This window comes from Streptomyces sp. NPDC025784 (genome assembly GCF_055558435.1).
Genome location: NZ_JBVHMN010000029.1, coordinates 21428 through 39972 on the forward strand (window position 1 = coordinate 21428; position 18545 = coordinate 39972).

The 18545-nt window shown below is 72.9% G+C and carries 14 protein-coding genes and 2 pseudogenes; 10 read left to right on the top strand and 6 right to left on the bottom strand.

Annotation, left to right across the window (positions count from 1 at the left end; translation table 11 throughout):
• The first annotated feature begins 174 nt into the window (after window positions 1-174).
• Window positions 175-1263, top strand: coding sequence for a redox-regulated ATPase YchF (gene ychF / locus ACZ4IF_RS41605; RefSeq protein ID WP_467573522.1), 1089 nt, complete (start codon window positions 175-177; stop codon window positions 1261-1263).
• Window positions 1264-1438: 175 nt separating this feature from the next.
• On the opposite strand, the gene ACZ4IF_RS41610 is transcribed toward ychF, so the two are convergent.
• Window positions 1439-1831: a PIN domain-containing protein gene (locus tag ACZ4IF_RS41610; protein ID WP_467573525.1), complete on the bottom strand. Its 393-nt coding sequence runs from the start codon at window positions 1829-1831 to the stop codon at window positions 1439-1441.
• Window positions 1828-2094, bottom strand: coding sequence for a hypothetical protein (locus ACZ4IF_RS41615; protein WP_109376801.1), 267 nt, complete (start codon window positions 2092-2094; stop codon window positions 1828-1830). Before ACZ4IF_RS41615 ends, ACZ4IF_RS41610 begins: the two co-directional genes overlap by 4 nt.
• A 196-nt stretch (window positions 2095-2290) precedes the next feature.
• Between ACZ4IF_RS41615 and ACZ4IF_RS41620 the strand changes: the two are divergent.
• Both ACZ4IF_RS41620 and ACZ4IF_RS41625 read left to right on the top strand, forming a co-directional pair.
• Window positions 2291-2815 (top strand): annotated as a pseudogene (locus ACZ4IF_RS41620) (SNF2-related protein); the annotation flags it as partial.
• A 218-nt stretch (window positions 2816-3033) separates the two neighbouring features.
• Window positions 3034-3517, top strand: a pseudogene (locus tag ACZ4IF_RS41625) (C-terminal helicase domain-containing protein); the annotation flags it as partial.
• Here the strand turns inward: ACZ4IF_RS41625 and ACZ4IF_RS41630 are convergent.
• Window positions 3489-4568, bottom strand: a complete 1080-nt coding sequence (locus ACZ4IF_RS41630) for an SMP-30/gluconolactonase/LRE family protein (protein ID WP_467573529.1) — start codon at window positions 4566-4568, stop codon at window positions 3489-3491. The pseudogene ACZ4IF_RS41625 and the gene ACZ4IF_RS41630 overlap by 29 nt on opposite strands.
• Window positions 4569-4752: 184 nt before the next feature.
• On the opposite strand from ACZ4IF_RS41630, the gene ACZ4IF_RS41635 reads away from it, so the two are divergent.
• Window positions 4753-5193: a MarR family winged helix-turn-helix transcriptional regulator gene (locus ACZ4IF_RS41635; protein ID WP_467573532.1), complete on the top strand. Its 441-nt coding sequence runs from the start codon at window positions 4753-4755 to the stop codon at window positions 5191-5193.
• Window positions 5194-5266: 73 nt separating this feature from the next.
• Here ACZ4IF_RS41635 and ACZ4IF_RS41640 read toward each other — a convergent pair whose 3' ends face one another.
• Window positions 5267-7864 (bottom strand): glycosyl hydrolase family 65 domain-containing protein, encoded by a 2598-nt coding sequence (locus ACZ4IF_RS41640; RefSeq protein WP_467573535.1) that lies wholly within the window; start codon window positions 7862-7864, stop codon window positions 5267-5269.
• 181 nt (window positions 7865-8045) lie between these two features.
• Window positions 8046-9152: a threonine synthase gene (locus ACZ4IF_RS41645; protein WP_467573537.1), complete on the bottom strand. Its 1107-nt coding sequence runs from the start codon at window positions 9150-9152 to the stop codon at window positions 8046-8048.
• Between the two features lie 161 nt (window positions 9153-9313).
• On the opposite strand from ACZ4IF_RS41645, the gene ACZ4IF_RS41650 reads away from it, so the two are divergent.
• The 6 genes from ACZ4IF_RS41650 to ACZ4IF_RS41675 all read left to right on the top strand — a co-directional run bounded on the left by ACZ4IF_RS41650 (window position 9314) and on the right by ACZ4IF_RS41675 (window position 16662).
• Window positions 9314-10714: a DUF4190 domain-containing protein gene (locus tag ACZ4IF_RS41650; protein WP_467573539.1), complete on the top strand. Its 1401-nt coding sequence runs from the start codon at window positions 9314-9316 to the stop codon at window positions 10712-10714.
• 148 nt (window positions 10715-10862) lie between these two features.
• On the top strand, window positions 10863-11615 hold the full coding sequence (locus ACZ4IF_RS41655) for a GntR family transcriptional regulator (protein ID WP_467573542.1): 753 nt from the start codon (window positions 10863-10865) through the stop codon (window positions 11613-11615).
• Window positions 11616-12248: 633 nt separating this feature from the next.
• A complete protein-coding gene (locus ACZ4IF_RS41660) occupies window positions 12249-12431 on the top strand; it encodes an SPOR domain-containing protein (protein ID WP_028804678.1) in 183 nt (60 codons plus the stop codon).
• 30 nt (window positions 12432-12461) lie between these two features.
• Window positions 12462-12863: a (deoxy)nucleoside triphosphate pyrophosphohydrolase gene (locus ACZ4IF_RS41665; RefSeq protein ID WP_467573548.1), complete on the top strand. Its 402-nt coding sequence runs from the start codon at window positions 12462-12464 to the stop codon at window positions 12861-12863.
• Window positions 12864-13080: 217 nt separating this feature from the next.
• Entirely contained in the window at window positions 13081-13491 is a 411-nt protein-coding gene (locus ACZ4IF_RS41670) for an ATP-binding protein (protein ID WP_345653037.1), read from the top strand.
• A 303-nt stretch (window positions 13492-13794) separates the two neighbouring features.
• The gene (locus ACZ4IF_RS41675) at window positions 13795-16662 is read left to right on the top strand and encodes a SpoIIE family protein phosphatase (protein WP_467573552.1); all 2868 of its coding nucleotides are present in this window, start codon (window positions 13795-13797) and stop codon (window positions 16660-16662) included.
• An 81-nt stretch (window positions 16663-16743) separates the two neighbouring features.
• Here ACZ4IF_RS41675 and ACZ4IF_RS41680 read toward each other — a convergent pair whose 3' ends face one another.
• Window positions 16744-18333: a hypothetical protein gene (locus ACZ4IF_RS41680; protein ID WP_467573555.1), complete on the bottom strand. Its 1590-nt coding sequence runs from the start codon at window positions 18331-18333 to the stop codon at window positions 16744-16746.
• Window positions 18334-18545 lie beyond the last annotated feature (212 nt).

Below are 18545 nucleotides of genomic sequence, written 5' to 3' on the forward strand. Positions count from 1 at the left end.
CGATGAGAAGAGCTTGGCCAAGCGTTCGATACGCCGCCGGTCCGGGCCCCCGGCACGCCGTAGACTGGTGGATCGGCCCGCGCATCGCCACGTCGGTCATGCCGGCCAGGAAGGTCCGGGGCCACACGGCTCGGTCCGCACTCCACACCATCCTCACGTACGGGAAGTCGCAACGTGTCGCTCACGATCGGAATCGTCGGTCTGCCCAATGTCGGCAAGTCGACCCTGTTCAACGCCCTGACCAAGAACGACGTGCTCGCGGCCAACTACCCGTTCGCCACGATCGAGCCCAACGTGGGCGTGGTCGGCGTCCCGGACGCCCGGCTCACGAAGTTGGCCGAGATCTTCGCCTCGCAGCGCGTCCTCCCGGCGACCGTCGACTTCGTCGACATCGCGGGCATCGTGCGCGGCGCCTCCGAGGGCGAGGGCCTGGGCAACAAGTTCCTCGCGAACATCCGCGAGTCGGACGCGATCTGCCAGGTCATCCGTGCCTTCAAGGACGAGAACGTCGTCCACGTCGACGGCAAGGTCTCGCCCAAGGGCGACATCGAGACGATCAACACCGAGCTGATCCTCGCGGACCTCCAGACGATCGAGAAGGTCCTGCCGCGCCTCCAGAAGGAGTCGCGCATCAAGAAGGACATCGCCCCCAAGGTCGCGGCCGTCGAGGCGGCGAAGGAGATCCTGGAGAAGGGCGACACGCTGTTCTCCGCGGGCATCGTCCAGGGCTCCGGCAACGAGGAGCTGCTGCACGACCTGCACCTGCTCACCACCAAGCCGTTCCTCTACGTCTTCAACGTGGACGAGGACGAGCTGGTCGACGAGGACTTCAAGGCCGAGCAGCGCACCCTGGTCGCCCCCGCCGAGGCGATCTTCCTCAACGCCAAGCTGGAGGCGGACCTCGCCGAGCTCGACGAGGAGGACGCCATGGAGCTGCTGGAGTCCGTGGGCGCGGAGGAGCCGGGTCTCGCGACCCTCGCCCGGGTCGGCTTCAACACCCTCGGCCTCCAGACCTACCTGACGGCCGGCCCCAAGGAGTCCCGGGCCTGGACGATCAAGAAGGGCGCCACCGCCCCCGAGGCCGCCGGTGTCATCCACACCGACTTCCAGAAGGGCTTCATCAAGGCCGAGGTCATCTCCTTCGACGACCTCGTCGAGACCGGCTCGGTCGCCGAGGCCCGCGCCAAGGGCAAGGCCCGCATGGAGGGCAAGGACTACGTCATGCAGGACGGCGACGTGGTGGAGTTCCGCTTCAACGTGTAGCGCCTGATTCCTTGATCGCCGGAAGTGGCTGGTCGGGGTAGGAAACCCCAGGTCAGGGGCCAGATCTTCGGGTCTGGCCCTTCCTGTATTCTCCTGCGGATTCGGGCCGTTTCCGGATTGTGTGCTGACTTGGTGCTGACCCTCTGGCCGGGTGTCGGCCGGGGATCACGGGAGGTCAGACGGTGCGGATGACGGGGGCGGGCTTGATGTCCTGGGCGTCGATGAGGGTGCGGATGTCGTCCGGGTCGGAGGTCCAGATGATGGCGCCGAAGGTGGCGGCCATGACGACGACGGTGGCGTCGACGACGTCGGCAGTGCCTGCCTTGCCGCACAGGATGCCCGCAGCCTTGGCGGTCTCCAGGCCCACGGGCGCGACATCGCATCCGGCGAGGAACTTGCCGAGCCGGACCTGGCGCCGGGCGTCCCGCCACGCTTGGCTCACGACGACAGAGGGGACGTGGATGTGCCGGCCGTCCTCCAGGGCCAGATGGTGGCGGGCCCACATGTGCCGGTCACCGTTGTCGATGGCGATGAGCGCACCGGCGTCGTACAGGTAGGGGATGTTCACGCGGCCGAGGCCCTCGAGCTGCTGAGGTACTCGGCGTCGGCGTCGGCCATCTCGGAGCGGGCGGCGGCGAGCTCTTCGGGGGTGAAGCCTCCGTGCTCCGCCTGCCACTCCTGGACCACGGCCCGTCCGGCTCGCAGCCGCAACTCTCGCTCAGCTGCTCCGGCGACGAGCCGGGACAGCGGGATGCCTTCTTCCTCGGCGGCGCCCGCCAGGGCCGCGACCAAGGATTCATCGAGGGTGATCGTCACCTTCTTGGTAGCCATACCAACACCATACCCCTGTATGGCGTCGATGTGGGGCGGGTTTCGAGGGGTGGGGGATGACCCCCTGAGCCTTTTCCGCTCAACCGCCGGGTTCGGGTGTGTCAATTCAACGGCCCTGTCTCACATGCGGTGGTAACGGAAAGTCATTGCTGATGTGCCTGGTCCGAGCTTCAAAGGGAGCAGTCGCAGACGCGCCATCGTCGTCGACGAGGCGCACTACGTGAAGAACCCGGACACCCGCCGCTCCCGAGCCGTCGCGGCCTGGACCGGCCGGTGCGACCGCGTCCTGTTCCTCACCGGCACACCGATGGAGAACCGCGTCGAGGAGTTCCGCACGCTCGTGCGCCACCTCCGCCCCGAGCTGCTGCCGGAGATCCACGGAAGCAGCGCGGCGGCGGGCCCGCACGCCTTCCGTCGTTCCGTCGCACCCGCCTCTCTGCGTCGTAACCAACGGGACGTGCTCACCGAACTCCCCGCGCTGCTGCACGTCGACGAGTGGGAGGAGTTCAGCGCGGCCGACCGGCAGGTGTACCGGGAGGCCGTCGAGGCGGGGAACTTCATGGCGATGCGCAGGGCGGCGTACGCGGACGCGGAGAGGTCCGCGAAGCTCCAGCGGCTGCGCGAACTGGTCTCCGAGGCGGCGGGGAACGGGCTGAAGGTGGTCGTGTTCTCGTACTTCCGCGATGTGCTCGCCACCGTCCGGGAGGTTCTGGACGACGGCGCCGGCGCGACCTCCGAGGAGTCCACCCCCGAGCCGACGGCGTCGAGGGGACCGGCTCCGAACCGACCGACCCCCGGTCGACCGGCATCGAGGTGACCGGCTCCGAGCCGACGGGCGTCGAGGTGGACAGCTCCGGACCGACCGCCGACGACGGCAGCGGCTCCGAAAGCGTGGCCGGGTCCACGGCCCTTGGCGGCCGGGAAGCCGACCGCGGTCGTGTGTTCGGGCCGGTCACCGGGAGCGTGTCCGCCGCCCGACGCCAGCGGCTCGTCGACGAGTTCGCGTCGGCGGACGGGCACGCCGTGCTGCTCTGCCAGATCGAGGCCGGCGGCGTCGGCCTCAATCTCCAGGCGGCGTCCGTGGTCGTGCTGTGCGAACCGCAGGTGAAGCCCACCCTGGAGCACCAGGCCGTGGCCCGTGCCCACCGCATGGGGCAGGTCCGTTCGGTCCAGGTGCACCGACTGCTCGCCGCGGACAGCGTGGACGACCGGCTCCTGCACATCCTGCGCGACAAGGACCGCCTGTTCGACGCGTACGCTCGTCGCAGCGACACGGCCGAGGCCACCCCCGACGCGGTCGACGTCTCGGACGGCGGGCTGGTCCGGCGCATCGTCGAGGAGGAGCAGCGGCGGCTGGCCGCCGCAGGCTGAGTACCCCTCAGATCCCGTGCGACTCAGATCCCGTGCACCTGAGCCACGGTGAAGGGCGTCTCGGGTGTGCCCGGCCCCATCGGCCCGCCCTTGTCGAACTGGGAGCGGACGACGAGCGTGCGGCCGCGGTGGCGGACGAGGGTGGTCGGGATCTGGAGAGCCGGATCCGTGACGCTCCGCTCCAGGCGGGCCGAGGCGCCGTCCGCCGAAAGGTGCCAGCGGCTGACGGTGTCGGTCCGGTTCTGGGCGGCCCACAGCGTGCCGCCCACGAGTTCCAGGCCGTCGCCGTTCACCAGGTCGCCCCCGTGCAGGGTGACCTGTCGTACGGAACCGTCGACGAGGTCCACCCGGTGGAGGGCGCCCGCGGTCATGTCGACGACGAACAGGTGGCGGCCGCGGGCGACGATGCCGTTCAGGGTGAAGGTGCCCGCGGGGTGGGGTGCCACGACGCCGCCGAGGTCGTACGCGACGGTGAGTTCGGCGCGGCCCCCACGCGCCACGGCGCGTGCCAGGTCGGCCGGGGTGACCCGGTGGACGACCTCGCGCACGCTGTCCGTCAGGAACACGGTGCCGTCCCCTGCGATCGCCAGGTCGTTGACGAAGCACGGCGCGTCGCCGGGCACGTCGAAGCGGGCGAGCAGCGCGCGGGTCCGCAGGTCGTACACGTCGACGCCGGCGGTCGAGTCGGTCACCCAGAGACGCCCCACCGCGTCGGCCTTCAGCCCGTTGGCGGTGTTCCGGCCGTCCGCGCCGGCGGGCAGGAAGATTTCGGCCGTGCGGCGGCCCGGTGCCGCCCGGTACACGGCGCCGGTGGTGTACGAGCCCACGTACAGCTCTCCCGTCCGCGGGTCGGCCGCGATGCCCTCGGGATAGACGCCGTCGCCGGGCAGCGCGAAGGCGGTGGAGATGCGAGCGGGGGCCGGGGCGGAGTCCCGGTACGCGGAGGCCGCGGCCGGGGTGGCGACGGCGACCGCGGCCGCGGTCGAGGCGGCGGCGGCCAGGAACGAACGGCGCGGCAGCGAGGAGGGCTGCCGGGAGGGATTCCCCTGCTGGGCGTCACGGGTGTGGTCCAGGAGCGGAGCGTGCTGGATCGGACGGGACACGACGGTGCCTCTCGGTCGGCTTCTCGAATTCCACGGCACGAGCAAGGAGCAAAGGGCGATGAGCATCTGACGCTGAGCAACGCATACGAATCTAAGTTAGAGCTCTAATCATCGTCAATGTATTTATTGACGAGTGGGCACTCACCTTCGTATCGCCTGTATGGTGCGCCGCTACCATGCGGAGATGACGTCCATGCCCGTGTCCGAGCGCCTCGGCTCCCACCTCAAGCGGGCCGAACAGGCTCTCAACGCGACCAAGACCGCGGTCCTCAAACCGGCGGGCGTGACCGTCGCCCAGTACTCGGCGCTGCTCCACCTCGGCGCCAACCCCGGCATCTCGGCCGCGGCCCTGGCCCGCCTGTGCGCGGTCACGCCCCCGACCATGAACACGGTCCTGAAGAACCTCCAGGACCGCGGGCTCATCGAGCGCACTCCGCACGAGTGGCACAGGAACGTCCTGGAGACCCGGCTCACCGACGAAGGACGCTCCGTCCTGGCCGACGCGGACGCCCGCGCGGTGCGGGTCGAACGCGCCCTCGCCGCCGAGTTCACCGACGAGGAGCGCGCGACACTGGTCGGCCTCGTCGGCCGGTGCGTCGCACTCCTGGAGAAGGAACGCCCCTAGGACCCCTAGCCCCCGGGCCCCCTATGTCCTCCAGGACCCCTGGGCACCCTTGGTTCGGACCCCCGTTCCGCCGTCAGCGCCGGACGTCCAGCGCGGCGAGCGCCGCGGGCCCCCGGACGCTCACGCGTACGTACCGGGCCGCGCCGCCGTCGGGCGCGTGCCAGGCACGCCCGTCCGCCGAGACGTCGACACGGGCCGACGCGGGCCGCGTCGTCCAGGCCGGCCGGACCGAACCGACCGGGGTCACGCGTCCCAGGTCGACCGTGAGCGATGCCCGGTCGGCGTCCGGCGCCCACGCGGTCGCCGCGTTGCCGTCCACCGCCGCCTCCGGGTAGAGGCCGGGCTCCGACGAGGTGGCCGTCGCCTTGCGGCAGCGGGCGAGGTCGGAGGTCGGGGCGAGGTCCGGGCGGCGGGTCCTGAGGGTGGTGGTGCCGGTGAGCGTGCGGCGTCCTTCGGGCGTCTCCAGGGTGAAGGGGGCGCCGGAGCGCAGCCGGACGGTCGTGGTCGTGGGCCCGATGGCGACGTCGTACGTACGGCCGCGCCAGCGCAGGCCCGACAGACGTACCCCGCCGGACAGTTGGGGCGGGAGCAGCGGATCGAGACGCAGGGCGTCCTCGCGCAGCCGCAGCCCCGTCAGACCGTGGGTGAAGATCTGCAGGAAGCCGCCCTTGCCGGTGAGGAAGTCCTGGGCCGGGGAGCCCGCGAGGGTGTCGCCCGCGCCCGCCTTGTCGCCGCGCGCCTCGGAGAAGAGGGCGAACGGGCCGCGGGCGAAGGGCCGGTAGGCGCGCTGGAGGAAGGTGTACGCGGCGCAGCCCGGCTCGCCGATCGCGGCCGCGTCGATCGCGTGCACCGAGTCGGTCATCGCGGGGCCGTCCGGATCGGTGCGCGCCGTGTAGTGGTCGAGGGTCGCGGACGCGGCGCCCTCGGGCATCGGCCACTCCAGCGGGTAGATCAGCAGAACGGTGTCCGCCTGCTTGATCCGTGACCCGTCGTACCCCGCGTACTGGAGGAAGATCTTGCGCTCCGGGTCGTACGGCATGCGCAGCCTGCCCGCGACCTCGGCCCACTCGGGGGCGGCGGATGTGCCGAGGAGAGCCGCCGCGCGGGTCGCGGCGCGCAGGGCGGTGGCCGCGACGCCGTTCGTGTACACGCCGTCGTCGACGCCGTTGCTGTACTCGTCCGGCCCGGCGACGCCCTTGACCGAGTAGGAGCCGTCGGTGTTCGCCGTGGCCCGTGAAGTCCAGTACTCCGCGAGGCCCTTGAGCAGCGGCCAGCCGTGCGTGCGCAGCCACGCGCGGTCCCCGGTCGCGAGGTAGTACTGCCAGACGGCCAGCGCGATGTCGCCCTGGAGGTGGTTCTGGGTGAGGCAGTGCGGCGGGTTCCAGCTCTGGCACTCGGTCCACAGCCGGCCGTGCCGCGCGCTCGTCCACGGATAGAACAGCCCCTGGACGGCGGTCCTGTGCGCGTTGTCGGCCGCCGCGCCGCGTGTGCGGTGGCGGTACTCGACCACCGGGCGGGCGAGTTCGGGCCGGGTGGCGAGCAGCGGCGGGAACATCCACGTCTCGGCGTCCCAGAAGACCATGCCCGCGTAGTCGTCGCTCGTCAGCCCGGCCGGTGCGACGCTGTCGCGGGCCCCGGCCCGCAGCGCGGACAGCAGGCCGTACTGCGCCGAGCGCGTCCACAGCTGGATGTCCGGATGGCCCGGCACCTCGATGTCCGCGCTCCACAGCGTGCGCCAGGCCGCGGTGTGCGCCGCGACCAGCGCGTCCCAGCCGCGGTCCGCGGCGCTCAGCGAGGCCCTGCGGGCCGCGTCGAGGGGATCGTGCGCGGTGAGCGAGGTGTCGACGCCCACGTACTTGGTGACGTCGGCGGCGCGGCCCGAGCGGACCTGGAACGTCGCCGGCCGGTCCGCGCCGAGCGTGCCGTGCGCCGCGGCTCGTCGGGGGCGTCGGGGCGCGTCCAGCGTGGACACGACCGCGCCGTCCACCGCGGTGCCGTCCGTGCGGAACGTCACTCCCGTCGTGCGGTGGCCGGAGCCGACCGTGCCCGTCTGCGTGAGACGCCGGGCCCCGCGGCCGTCGATGCGGTCGGTGACGGTGACCTCGCCGTCCCAGTGCGGGGTGAGGCGCAGGCGTACGGCCCCCGTGTGCGGGGAGTCCCGGGCGGTGAGCACGTCGTACGTCAGGTCGGTGCGGCGGCCGTCGGCGGTCGTCCAGGTCAGGGACGTGCGGACGTATCCGCAGCGCAGCGAGAGGGTCTGGCGGTAGTGCGAGGTCCGGCTGCCGGCGCCGTACGTCTCGTCGCCGACGCGGATGTCGAGGCCCGTCCAGGTGGGCAGCGCGGCCAGTGCCTCGCGGCCGGCCGTGTTCTCCGGGCCCCGGGCGTAGAGCCCCGCCACGAACGCGCCGTCGTAACGCGGGGTGTAGAGGGGCCAGCCCGTCCTCTCGCCGGTGGCCGCGTACCCGGCGCCGGCGGCCGGGACGCGGGCGCCGAGGTAGCCGTTCCCGACGTAGGGGTGGTGGCTGTCCGCGGGGTCGATCGTCGTCGCGGCGGGGGACCAGGCGGGATCGCCCTCCGCGCAGCCCCGGGGCCCGTCGGCCGCGGACGCCGCGGGGACGGGCAGCAGCAGGGCGGCGGCGAGCAGCGGGACGAGGCGACGCGGGGTGATCACCGTCCGACCATGCGGCGCGCACCGGACGGGGAGCGGTACGCGCGCCGGGGCGTCCCACGGACGGAGCGCATCCGGCGACGGCGCGGGCTCGCACTGCCCCGTGCCGCGCGGAGGGCGTCCGGCGGCGGCCCGGGACGCTCATCCGTGGGGCCGTTCCGGCGGCGGCGCGGGCCGCCGTCCGTCACGCCCGCGCCATCCCCGTCTTCAGTCCCGCCCCGCACAGCGGCACCACGGCCGAGCGCTCCCCGAGCGCCCCCTCCCGGACGGCCGCCCAGCACGCCACCCCCGTGGACTCCACGTACAGTCCGCGGGAGGCCAGATCCCTCTGGGCGTGGCGGATCTGATCCTCAGTCACGGTCAGGAAGGTGCCCCCGGAGTCCCGTACCGCCCGCAGGATCTGGCGGGCCCGGGGCGGAGCCGGGATCGCGATGCCCTCGGCGAAGGTGGGCGCCATGGGGGTGACGCCGACCAGGTCGTCCGCGTCCTTCGACCAGGCGTGCGCCAGCGGTGCGACCGCGGCCGACTGCACGGCGTGCAGAGCGGGCCTACGGTCCACGAGCCCCGCCGTGTGCAACTCGGCCACGGCGAGCGCGGCGCCGAGCAGCAGGGTGCCGTTGCCGACAGGGACCACGATGACGTCGGGGAGCCGTCCGCCGAGGTCCTCCCAGAGCTCGTGGACGTAGGTCTTCGTGCCGTGCAGGAAGTACGGGTTGAAGACGTGCGAGGCGTAGAAGGTGCCGGGCTCGTCCGCGTCCTCGCGCGCCGCCCGTGCCGTCGCCTCACGGTCGCCCTCGACGACGCGCAGCCGCGCCCCGTGCGCCTCGATCTGCTCCAGCTTCTTCGGCGAGGTGCCCTCGGGGACGTACACCGTGCAGGGCAGCGAGGCCCGCGCGCAGTAGGCGGCGATCGCGGTGCCCGCGTTGCCGCTGCTGTCCGCGAGCACCCGCCGGGGCTCCAGCCGCAGTGCCAGCTCGGCCAGCAGGACCGCCCCGCGGTCCTTGAACGACAGGGTCGGCATCAGGAAGTCGAGCTTGGCCGAGATGCCGTCCCGGAGCGGGACCAGCGGGGTGCGGCCCTCACCCAGGCTCACCGAGGGAGCGGCCAGCGGCAGGCACTCCGCGTACCGCCACAGCGAGTTCACCCGTCCCGTCAGGGACTTGAGGGGGGCCGGGGTCGGTGCGAAGTCCAGGTCGAGCGGACCGCGGCACACCGGGCAGCACCAGGCGAGGGAACCCCCGGGGACGCGGGTGCCGTCCACGGGGCAGAAACAGTCCGGCGAGGAAGTCATGCCCGCAGGTTAGATGCGGTGACCGGGGAGGCCGTGGCAGGACGGGCGGGGCAACGGGACGCCCGCGTTCCGCGCCAGGCCGCCGCGCGCTTACGATGCGCCCAGCCAGTTGGCAGCCGTACGCACGTTCCATCCCGCCTGGACTAGGAGCAAGGGAACTCGTGGCCATACCCCCGCCGCCCGGGTCGCAGCAGCCCGAGGACCAGTACCCGCCTCCAGGGACGCCGCCGGGCGGACACCCCGCGTACCCCTCGCACCCCCAAGGGCCTTACCAGCAGCCCGGGGTGTACCCGCAGCCCGGTGCCCATCCGCAGGCCGACGAGCCGGGTCCGTACCAGCAGCCGGGTGCGTATCCGCAGGCCGGTGAACCGGGTCCGTACCAGCAGCCGGGTGCGTATCCGCAGGCCGGTGAACCGGGTCCCTACCAGCAGCCCGGGGCGTACCCGCAGCCTGGAGTCCCCGGGCAGTACCAGTCGTGGGGCCAGGGGTACTCCCCGTACAACAGTCCGGCGCCGGTCAACGGGCTCGCCATCTCCGCCCTCGTGCTCGGCATCCTCTGCTTCCTGCCCGCCGTCGGTCTCGTGCTCGGGGCCGTGGCGCTCGCGCAGATCAAGAAGCGGGGGGAGCGCGGCCGGGGCATGGCCGTGGGCGGCATGGTGATGTCGTCGATCGGCGTCGTGCTGCTCGCGGTCGCGGTGGCGACCGGCGGTGCCCGCGACTTCTGGGACGGCTTCCGCGACGCGGCGAACGACGGGGGCGGCGCCGCCTTCTCGCTCGAGAAGGGCGAGTGCTTCGACGCGCCCGGCGGCGCGCTGGAGGGCATGGCGTACGACGTCGACAAGGTGCCCTGCACGGGCGAGCACGACGCCGAGGTGTTCGCGGACTTCGAGCTGCACGACAGCGGCGGCTACCCCGGAGACGGCTCGATCACCGAGACCGCCGACCAGCGGTGCTACGCGCTGAAGGACAGCTACGCGATGGACACCTGGGCCGTCCCGGACGACGTCGACGTGTACTACTTCACCCCGACCTCGCAGAGCTGGCGCCTCGGCGACCGCGAGATCACCTGCCTGTTCGGCAACACCGACGAGAAGGGCAGCCTGACGGGCTCGCTGCGCAAGGACTCCCTGACGCTCGACCCCGACCAGTACGCCTACCTGGGGGCCGCTCAGATCCTCAACAGGGCGATGGACGCGGCGCCCGACGAGGAGTACGTCGAGGACGACCTGCCCGGCCACAAGAAGTGGGCGACCGATGTCGTGGAGGCGCTCGGCCGGCAGTCGGACCGGCTCCGCGGCCACACCTTCGCCCCGGCCGCCGGGAAGCCGGTCGCCGCGCTCGTCGAGGACATCGGCCGGTCGCGGAAGGAGTGGGCCAAGGCGGCGAAGGCGGACGACGCCGAGGCCTTCTACGCCCACTACGAGAAGGCCATGAAGCTCATCGATCCCAAGAAGACGGTCACCGCACGCAAGGCTCTGGGCCTCGCCACCACCCCGCCGGCGGTCGACGAGGAGGGCGGCGACGGAAGCGGCGCGGGAAGTGGCACCGGAATGGAGGTGTGACGGCGGCTATAGCGGGGAGAAAGTGCCTGCGTAAAGCCCTTGTACAGATCTCGTCATCACATCGAGTGATTCTCTGGCCTTCGCTTGCATGGCACAACCCACGGTTGCCACGCTGTTGCTGTCTGTACAACCTGATGGGAGCGGCTAAGTGACATTCGGTGAGCAGCCGGCGTATCTGCGCGTCGCGGGTGATCTCCGCAAGAAGATCGTCGACGGTTCGCTGCCACCGCACACCCGCCTCCCCTCGCAGGCCAGAATCCGCGAGGAGTACGGCGTCTCGGACACCGTCGCCCTGGAGGCCCGCAAGGTGCTCATGGCCGAAGGGCTGGTCGAGGGCCGCTCCGGCTCGGGCACATATGTGCGCGAGCGCCCGGTGCCGCGTCGCGTGGCCCGCTCCGGGTACCGCCCGGACAGCGGCGCGACCCCCTTCCGGCAGGAGCAGGCCGACCTCGCGGCGCGCGGCACCTGGGAGTCCCACAGCCGGCAGGTCGAGGCGAGCGGCGCGATCGCCGAGCGGCTGTCCATCCCGCCCGGCGACCGCGTGATGTGCACGCACTACGTCTACCGGGACGGCGGCGAGGCGATGATGCTCTCCACGTCCTGGGAGTCCCTCGCCGTCACCGGCCGCAGCCCCGTCATGCTCCCCGAGGAGGGGCCGCTCGGCGGCATGGGCGTGGTCGAGCGCATGGCCGCCATCGACGTGATCGTGGACAACGTCACCGAGGAGGTCGGAGCGCGCCCGGGCCTCGCCGAGGAACTGCTCGCGCTCGGCGGGGTCCCCGGGCATGTGGTCCTGGTGATCCAGCGGACGTTCTACGCGTCGGGACGTCCGGTGGAGACGGCCGACGTCGTCGTCCCTGCGGACCGGTACCGGATCGCCTATCACCTGCCGGTGAAGTAGCGGGCGCCGTTCCGGCGGCGAGCCGGACGGGTCTGCCGAGGGGCGGGCGGGGCACCGCCCCCGTCGCCCGCGGACGGCACGTCCCGGCGGCCGCCGGCATGCGGACCGACGGTGGGGCCGGGGGAGAGGCGCCGGCGTGCGGACCGACCGTCGCTGGGCCCGGGGGAGAGGCGCCGGCGTGCGGACCGACCGGGCCGGGGCAGGGTGCCGTCGTGCGAAGTGCCCGGATCCGGCCCGGGGGTGAAGGGGCGTAGGGCGCCCGCGGGCCTTGTGACGGACGGGTCTTCCGGGACGAGAAGTGCCTGGTGGCCATTGCCGTGACAGGGCTGCCGCGCCGACCGGTCCGGCCGCCAAGTGACCACCTCGTGAAGCCCGGTTGGAATCTGGCCTTTCTCAAGTGCCGCGCCGGGACCGGACTTCGCCCTGCTCGACGGCGCACCAGGAGCGGCCGGCAGCGCGTTCCACGGTGCGCGCCCCCCGGTCCCGGCTCCCTTATTGGCTGGTTGCGTACCTCTTTGTGAAAAGCCGTATTCGCTGAGTGAAGGTTAGGCGTAGGCTCGGGCATATGCGGATTGCGGTTTCCTCAGAGGGCGGAGCACGACGGGGGCCCGGGACGGGAAGTGGAGGGGCGCGATGAACGACGGCACGATCACTCTTCCCTGGCTCGTCATACGACAGGACGACAACGGCAATCGCTATCGCGTCGGCAGGTACGCGACCCGCGCGGAGGCCCAGAAGATCGCGGACAGCCTCGACGATCGCGGGCACAAGCAGCTCTACTGGGTCGAGCGCATCGGCCAGAACGGAAGCCGGTGACCGAGGCGCCGCTCCCGTAGGCTCCGGCGCATGACGGAACGGATCGTGGTCGTCGGAGCCGCCCTGCTCGGCGGCGGACGCCTGCTCGCCGCGCGCCGCAGTGCGCCCCCCGAGCTGGCCGGGCGCTGGGAGTTGCCGGGCGGCAAGGTCGAGGAGGGGGAGACCCCCGAGCACGCGCTCGTACGCGAACTGCGCGAGGAGCTGGGCGTGGACGCGGAACCGCTGGAGCGGATCCCCGGCGAGTGGCCCCTGAAGCCCGGATACGTCCTGCGGGTGTGGACCGCCCGGCTGCTCGCCGGAGAGCCCCGGCCCCTGGAGGACCACGACGAGCTGCGCTGGCTCACTCCCGAGGAGATCTGGGACGTGGACTGGCTGGACCAGGACGTGCCGGCGGTGAAGGGCGCGCTGCAGAGGCTGGACGCGCAGGCGTGACGGCCCGGCGCGCGGACGTGCCGCTGTGCCCCGGCCGTGCGCCCGGTCGCCGCGGCGGGACGCGTCGTACGGATGGCGCAAGGAAAGGAGGGAACGGGTTTCACGGCTCGTACGCCGTTCGTGCCACAGTGCGCCTCCGTAGGCGGTAAGCCGCCTCGGATATCGGGTATGTGCCCATTAACCCCACGAAACCGGACATGGGTTGCTGGCCTGGGAAGTGATCGGCGTGATCGACACCGAAGGCGACTGCGCCGAGTGGACCTTTCCCGCGGAGCCAGGTGCCGTCCGTACGGCACGCGCCGTCGTCCGGAGCCAGCTGCGCACGTGGGAGCTGGACTCGCTCGGTGACATCGCCGCCCTGCTGGTCAGCGAGCTCGTGACGAATTCCCTGCGGTACGCCACCGGTCCCATCGGAGTGCGGCTCGTCCGCCCCGACGGACTGCCGGGCGAAACCCTGCTGGTCGAGGTCTCCGACCCGCTGCCCGAACCGCCGCGCGAGCGGACCGCCGATGCCGAGGACGAGAGCGGCCGCGGACTCCAGCTGGTGGCCGGATCGTCGCGGCGCTGGGGCACCCGCCTCGCGGAAGCCGGCAAGACCGTCTGGTTCGAACTCGCGGTACCCGGCTGAGCGCCGGCGGACCCTCCCCCGCCGAGCGGCTCCGTGAGCAGGCCGGGCGGGGCGGGCGGGGCGCGTCCGGACGCGGCGCGATGCGACCGTATGGTTCAGGCCACTGGCGCTTGCCGGACTCTTTGGTTCGAGGGGGCGCGACCTGGTTAGAAGACTGGGAGTATGTCGCGGCGGGTCCAAAAACCATCGGGACCCTGCTGTGATCGTGAACACCGTGTTGTGCGGCGCCGTAGTGCTGGATACTGCGGGCAGCCGCCTCCGGTGACCGGTGCCGGACGCGGTGAGCTGGAGGGGACGGTTCGCGTGAGCGAGATACCAGCGAAGGCCACGGAGTCCGAGGACCCGTCGGACGGCGCGAGGGCTGATGCGTCGGGCGATCCTGCGGGCCACTCGGGGAACGACTCCGTGCGCGAGACGCCCGACGGGGGCCACCACGCGGGCGACGCCCGGCGCACGACGCCCGGCGGGACGGATGCCGCGACCGGTTCCCGGAGCGGCACGAGGGCCGAGGAGGCCGTCCGTCGCGGGGCGCGGAGCGAGGAAGTCCCCCGGAGCGAGGCCCGGGACCAGGGCGCCGCGGTCGGCGAGGCCCACGACTCCTTGCGTACGACGCCCGGCTCCCTGCGCACGGCGCCCGGCGAGGGTGACTCCGCGGGCGACGCCATGTGGCAGAGCAGCCCGCCCGGCTCGATGTACGACTACATCAAGGTCGCCTCCTTCTCCATCGGTGCCGACGGGCTGATCGACCAGTGGAGTCTGCGCGCCGAACAGCTCTTCGGCATCTCCTCCGAACGCGCCGTGGGCATGGACCCCATCGAGGCGTTCGTCACCCCCGACCGGCGTGAGTTCGGGCAGCGCAAGATGGCGGAGATCCTGGACGGCCGCGAGTGGACGGGCGTGGTCCCGTTCCGGAAGCCCGACCCCCTCGACGCCGGCCCCGAGGGCGTCGGCGAGGGGGCCGAGGGGCTCGCCGAGGTCTATGTGATGCCCACCACGACGGAGGACGGCGAGCGGGCCGCCGTGTGCATCGTCGTGGACGTCCGTACCCTCCGCCGGATCGAGACGGACCTCGCCGCCTCGCAGGCGATTTTCGGTCAATCTCCTTTCGGCTTCCTGCTGATCGACACCGACCTGCACGTCCGCCGCGCCAACCAGCGGTTCGCTTCGACCTTCGGCGGCACCGTCGACGACCACCGCGGACGCGGTGTCCACGACTACCTGCCGCACGCGGAGGCCGAACGCGTCTCGGCGACCCTGCGCCGCGTCCTGGAGACCGGCGACTCCATCACGGACATGCACGTCACCGGCCACATCCCCGGGTCCGACGAGCGCCGCCACTGGTCCGTCAACCTGTACCGCGTGCACAGCGGAACCGGGCGCCCCATCGGTATCGCCTGGCTCGGAACCGACATCACCGCCCGCCGCGCCGCCGCCCGTGAGGCGGCCGCCGCCCGGCGCAATCTCGCCCTCCTGAACGAGGCCGGTGCCCGCATAGGCAACTCCCTCGACCTGGAGACCACCGCACGCGAACTCCTCGACGTCGTCGTCCCCGGGTTCTGCGACCTGGCGACGGTCGACCTGTACCAGGGGCTGCTGACCGGCGACGAGACCCCGCCGGGCCGGGCCGACGGCAGCGCCGAACTCCGCCGCGTCGCCTTCGCCAGCGCCGTCGCCGACGCGCCGTTCGTCGGCGGGCCCGCACCGGTGGCCGTGGGCGCCGTCCACCACTACCCCTTCAACTCGCCCTGTGCGGACGCCCTGCGCACCGCGCGGCCGCAGAACATCCCGGCCGACGAGGGCGGCCTCATCCAGTCCACGCTCGCGGTCCCGATGGTCGCCCACGACACCGTCGTCGGGCTGGCCCAGTTCTCCCGCACTAAGGGCAGCGAGCCGTTCGGGGAACGCGACCGCGCGCTCGCGGTGGAGCTGGCCGCGCGTGCCGCCGTCTGCATCGACAACGCGCGCCTGTACCGCCGTGAGCACGAACGCGCGCTGATCCTCCAGCGCTCCCTGCTGCCCCCGGGCGACCCCGAGGCGTCCGGCCTGGACATCGCGTGCCGCTACCTGCCGGGCAACGCGGCGACCGAGGTGGGCGGCGACTGGTTCGACGTGATCGAACTTCCCGGCCACCGCACCGCGTTGGTCGTCGGTGACGTGATGGGGCGCGGGCTGCGCGCCGCCGTGGCGATGGGTGAACTGCGCACCGCCGTACGGACGCTGGCGCTGCTGGACCTGGAACCCGCCGAGGTCCTCTCGGCGCTGGACGAGATCGCCCGCGGCCTCGGCACCCCCGGCGGAGTGCAGCAGGCCACCCGCACGGCCCGCCAGCCCCGCGACGCCGACCTCTCCGAGGTGTACCTCGCGACCTGCGTGTACGCCGTCTACGACTCCGTCACGCGCCGGTGCACCTTCGCCAACGCGGGTCATCTGCCGCCCGTGCTCGTCGAACCCGGCGAGAGCGCGCTCATGCTCGACGTGCCGCCCGGGATGCCACTCGGCGTGGGCGGCGAGCCCTTCGAGGAGGTCGAGGTCGAACTCCCCGAGGGCGCGCTGCTGGCGCTCTACACGGACGGGCTGGTCGAATCCCGCGACCATCCCCTCGACGAGGGCCTGCAGGCCTTCGTCGGCGCCCTGACCGACCCCACCCGCCCTCTGGAGGACGTCTGCGACCACGTCCTCAACACCCTCGACACCCACCACGGCGAGGACGACATCGCCCTGCTGATGGCACGTGTTCAAGGGCTGCCCGCCGAGTCCGTCGGAGACTGGACGCTGCCGCGCGAGCCGCGCAGCGTGGGCCGCGCCCGCGAGTACGCGCGCACCCAGCTTCAGGCCTGGGACCTCGAGCCCCTCGTGGACACGACGGAACTCCTCGTCAGCGAGCTGGTGACCAACGCACTGCGGTACGGCGAGGGGGAGATCAGACTCCGGCTGCTCCTCGACCGCACCCTGGTGTGCGAGGTGTGGGACGCGGGCCTCGTGCAGCCGCGCCGCCGCCGTGCCCGGGACACCGACGAGGGCGGCCGGGGCCTTCAGCTCGTCGGCCTGCTGTCCGCCGCCTGGGGCTCCCGGCGAACCCCTCGCGGAAAGACGGTGTGGTTCGAACTCCCCCTGCCGGACGGTGAATCGGGCCTGGTGGACCCGGCGGAGGCGCTCCTGAGTCTGTTCTGAGGCGGAGCGGCCGGCACCTGCTCCCGCCGTCGAGGCGCGAAGGGCCCAGGCTCCCGGCGGGGCGCCGGCACGGGCCCGGCGTCAGTCGGGACGCACCGCCCGCCGGCCCCGGGTGCGGGGACCGCCGAAGCACGCGGGACCGGCGGCGCCGGGCAGCAGGATGCCGCCGAGCACGGCACCGCCGACCCCGGCGCCCTCGTACCCCCCGGCGGGGTTGCCGTGCGCCCGCACGTCCCGCTCCGCGAGGTCCCGTGCCTCCCGGGCGAGCACGTCGGCCCGCCGCACCTCGGCGAGGGCGAAGGCCCCCGCCGCGAGGAGCTGTTCGGCCGCCGCGAGACGTGTACGCGCCGCGCAGCCGACCGCCCCCCGGTTGGTGGCCACGAAGTCCGCCGCGGCACCGACCGCCGCACGGGCCGGAAGGAGGGCGTCGTCGCGCAGGGCGCGGAAACGTTCCCCGGGCACGGTGCACGCCTCGGCGAGGACCACACCCGCCTCGGCGACCCGCCGCAGCGCGTCGAGCGGATCGTACGGTCCGGCCGTGATCTCGCGATGCACATCGGCGAGCAGTGCCTCGGCGTGCGCGACCCGCACGGACAACCCCCTGACGGCCCCGTCGGCGCGCGGACCGCGCGCCTCGGCGAGATCGTCCTCCAGCGCGTCCAGTGCGGCCGGCAACCGCCCTTCCGCCGACCCCAGTTCGCCCGCGAGCCGGTCGACCCCGTCGATGAGCAGGGCGGCCTGGCCGAGGGCGCCCTCCGCCGCGCGCAGAAAGGCCGCCGCCTTGCCGCCCTTGCCGCGGTCGGCGCACTGACGCGCGAGGTTGAGACGGATGGTGGCGAACACCAGCCGCTCCTTGGTGTGTTCGTGGTGCCCCGTGACCGGGGCGGTCGCGGAGCGGGCGTACCGCTTGTGCAGCTCGCCCAGCGTCGTCTCCATGGCCGGGGTACGCGCCGCCACCGCGCGGAACCGGGTCTCCGTGAGTCCCAGCGCGCCGGCCGTGTCGTGCTCCAGGCCGCGCAGCTGGTCGAATCCGGCCGCCTCCGCGTCCAGCCGCCGCTCGGCGTCGCCGCAGTGGGCCCGGATCTCCTCCAGTGCGCCCCGGTCCTCGGCGCCGCGGCCGGTCTCCTCGAGCAGCTGCCGAAGCCCGAAGGCCGCCGCGAGCTCGGACCTCGAACCGGCCAGTGCGCCCGTGTACGGCTCGACGGCCGCGTCGCCGAACTGCGCCCTGGCGCAGTCGAGTTCCTCGGCGCTCGTGCGGACGCAGTCGTCGGTGTCCACGAGTAACGACCGTATCTGCCGGTCGAGTTCGGGCACGGACGTCAGTCCGGCCGGGTGCCCGCCGGGTGTCGTGCGGGTCCTCGCGCGCTGCCTGCGCCGCGCGTATCCGTACGCCCCCAGCGCCGCCGCGGTGCCGACGGCGACCAGCGGCAGGACGAGGTCCCCGGTGGCCGTCCCGTCCGGTCCGTACCGGGCTGCCGTCTCCTCGGTCACGGCCCCGTCGGTGCCCTGCGCGTTCCGCGCCGCGGTCACCGGCGCCTCGCCGTCCTCCGTGGCCAGGGGCAGCACCAGCCACCCCACCGCCATGAGCCCCCCGAGCACGGCATGCGCCACCCGCACGGCTATGTGCGACGGGGCCTGGCGCGACCGGCTTCGGCTCAGGGGCGACGTCACATTTGGGAGCGTATGGCCGCATGCGCGCAGACGCGACCGGGGTGCGCCGAGGCGGGGGCGCCTAAGGTACGGGGGATACGGGGACGTACGGGAGGGGCACGGGGGATGGCTACTGGGCGGGCGGATTCCGGAAACGAGGCCCGTGCGGGCGGCCCCGGTCCCGAGACGGAGACACCGCGGGCGGAGCCGGGCACGGGGACACCGGCCGCGGT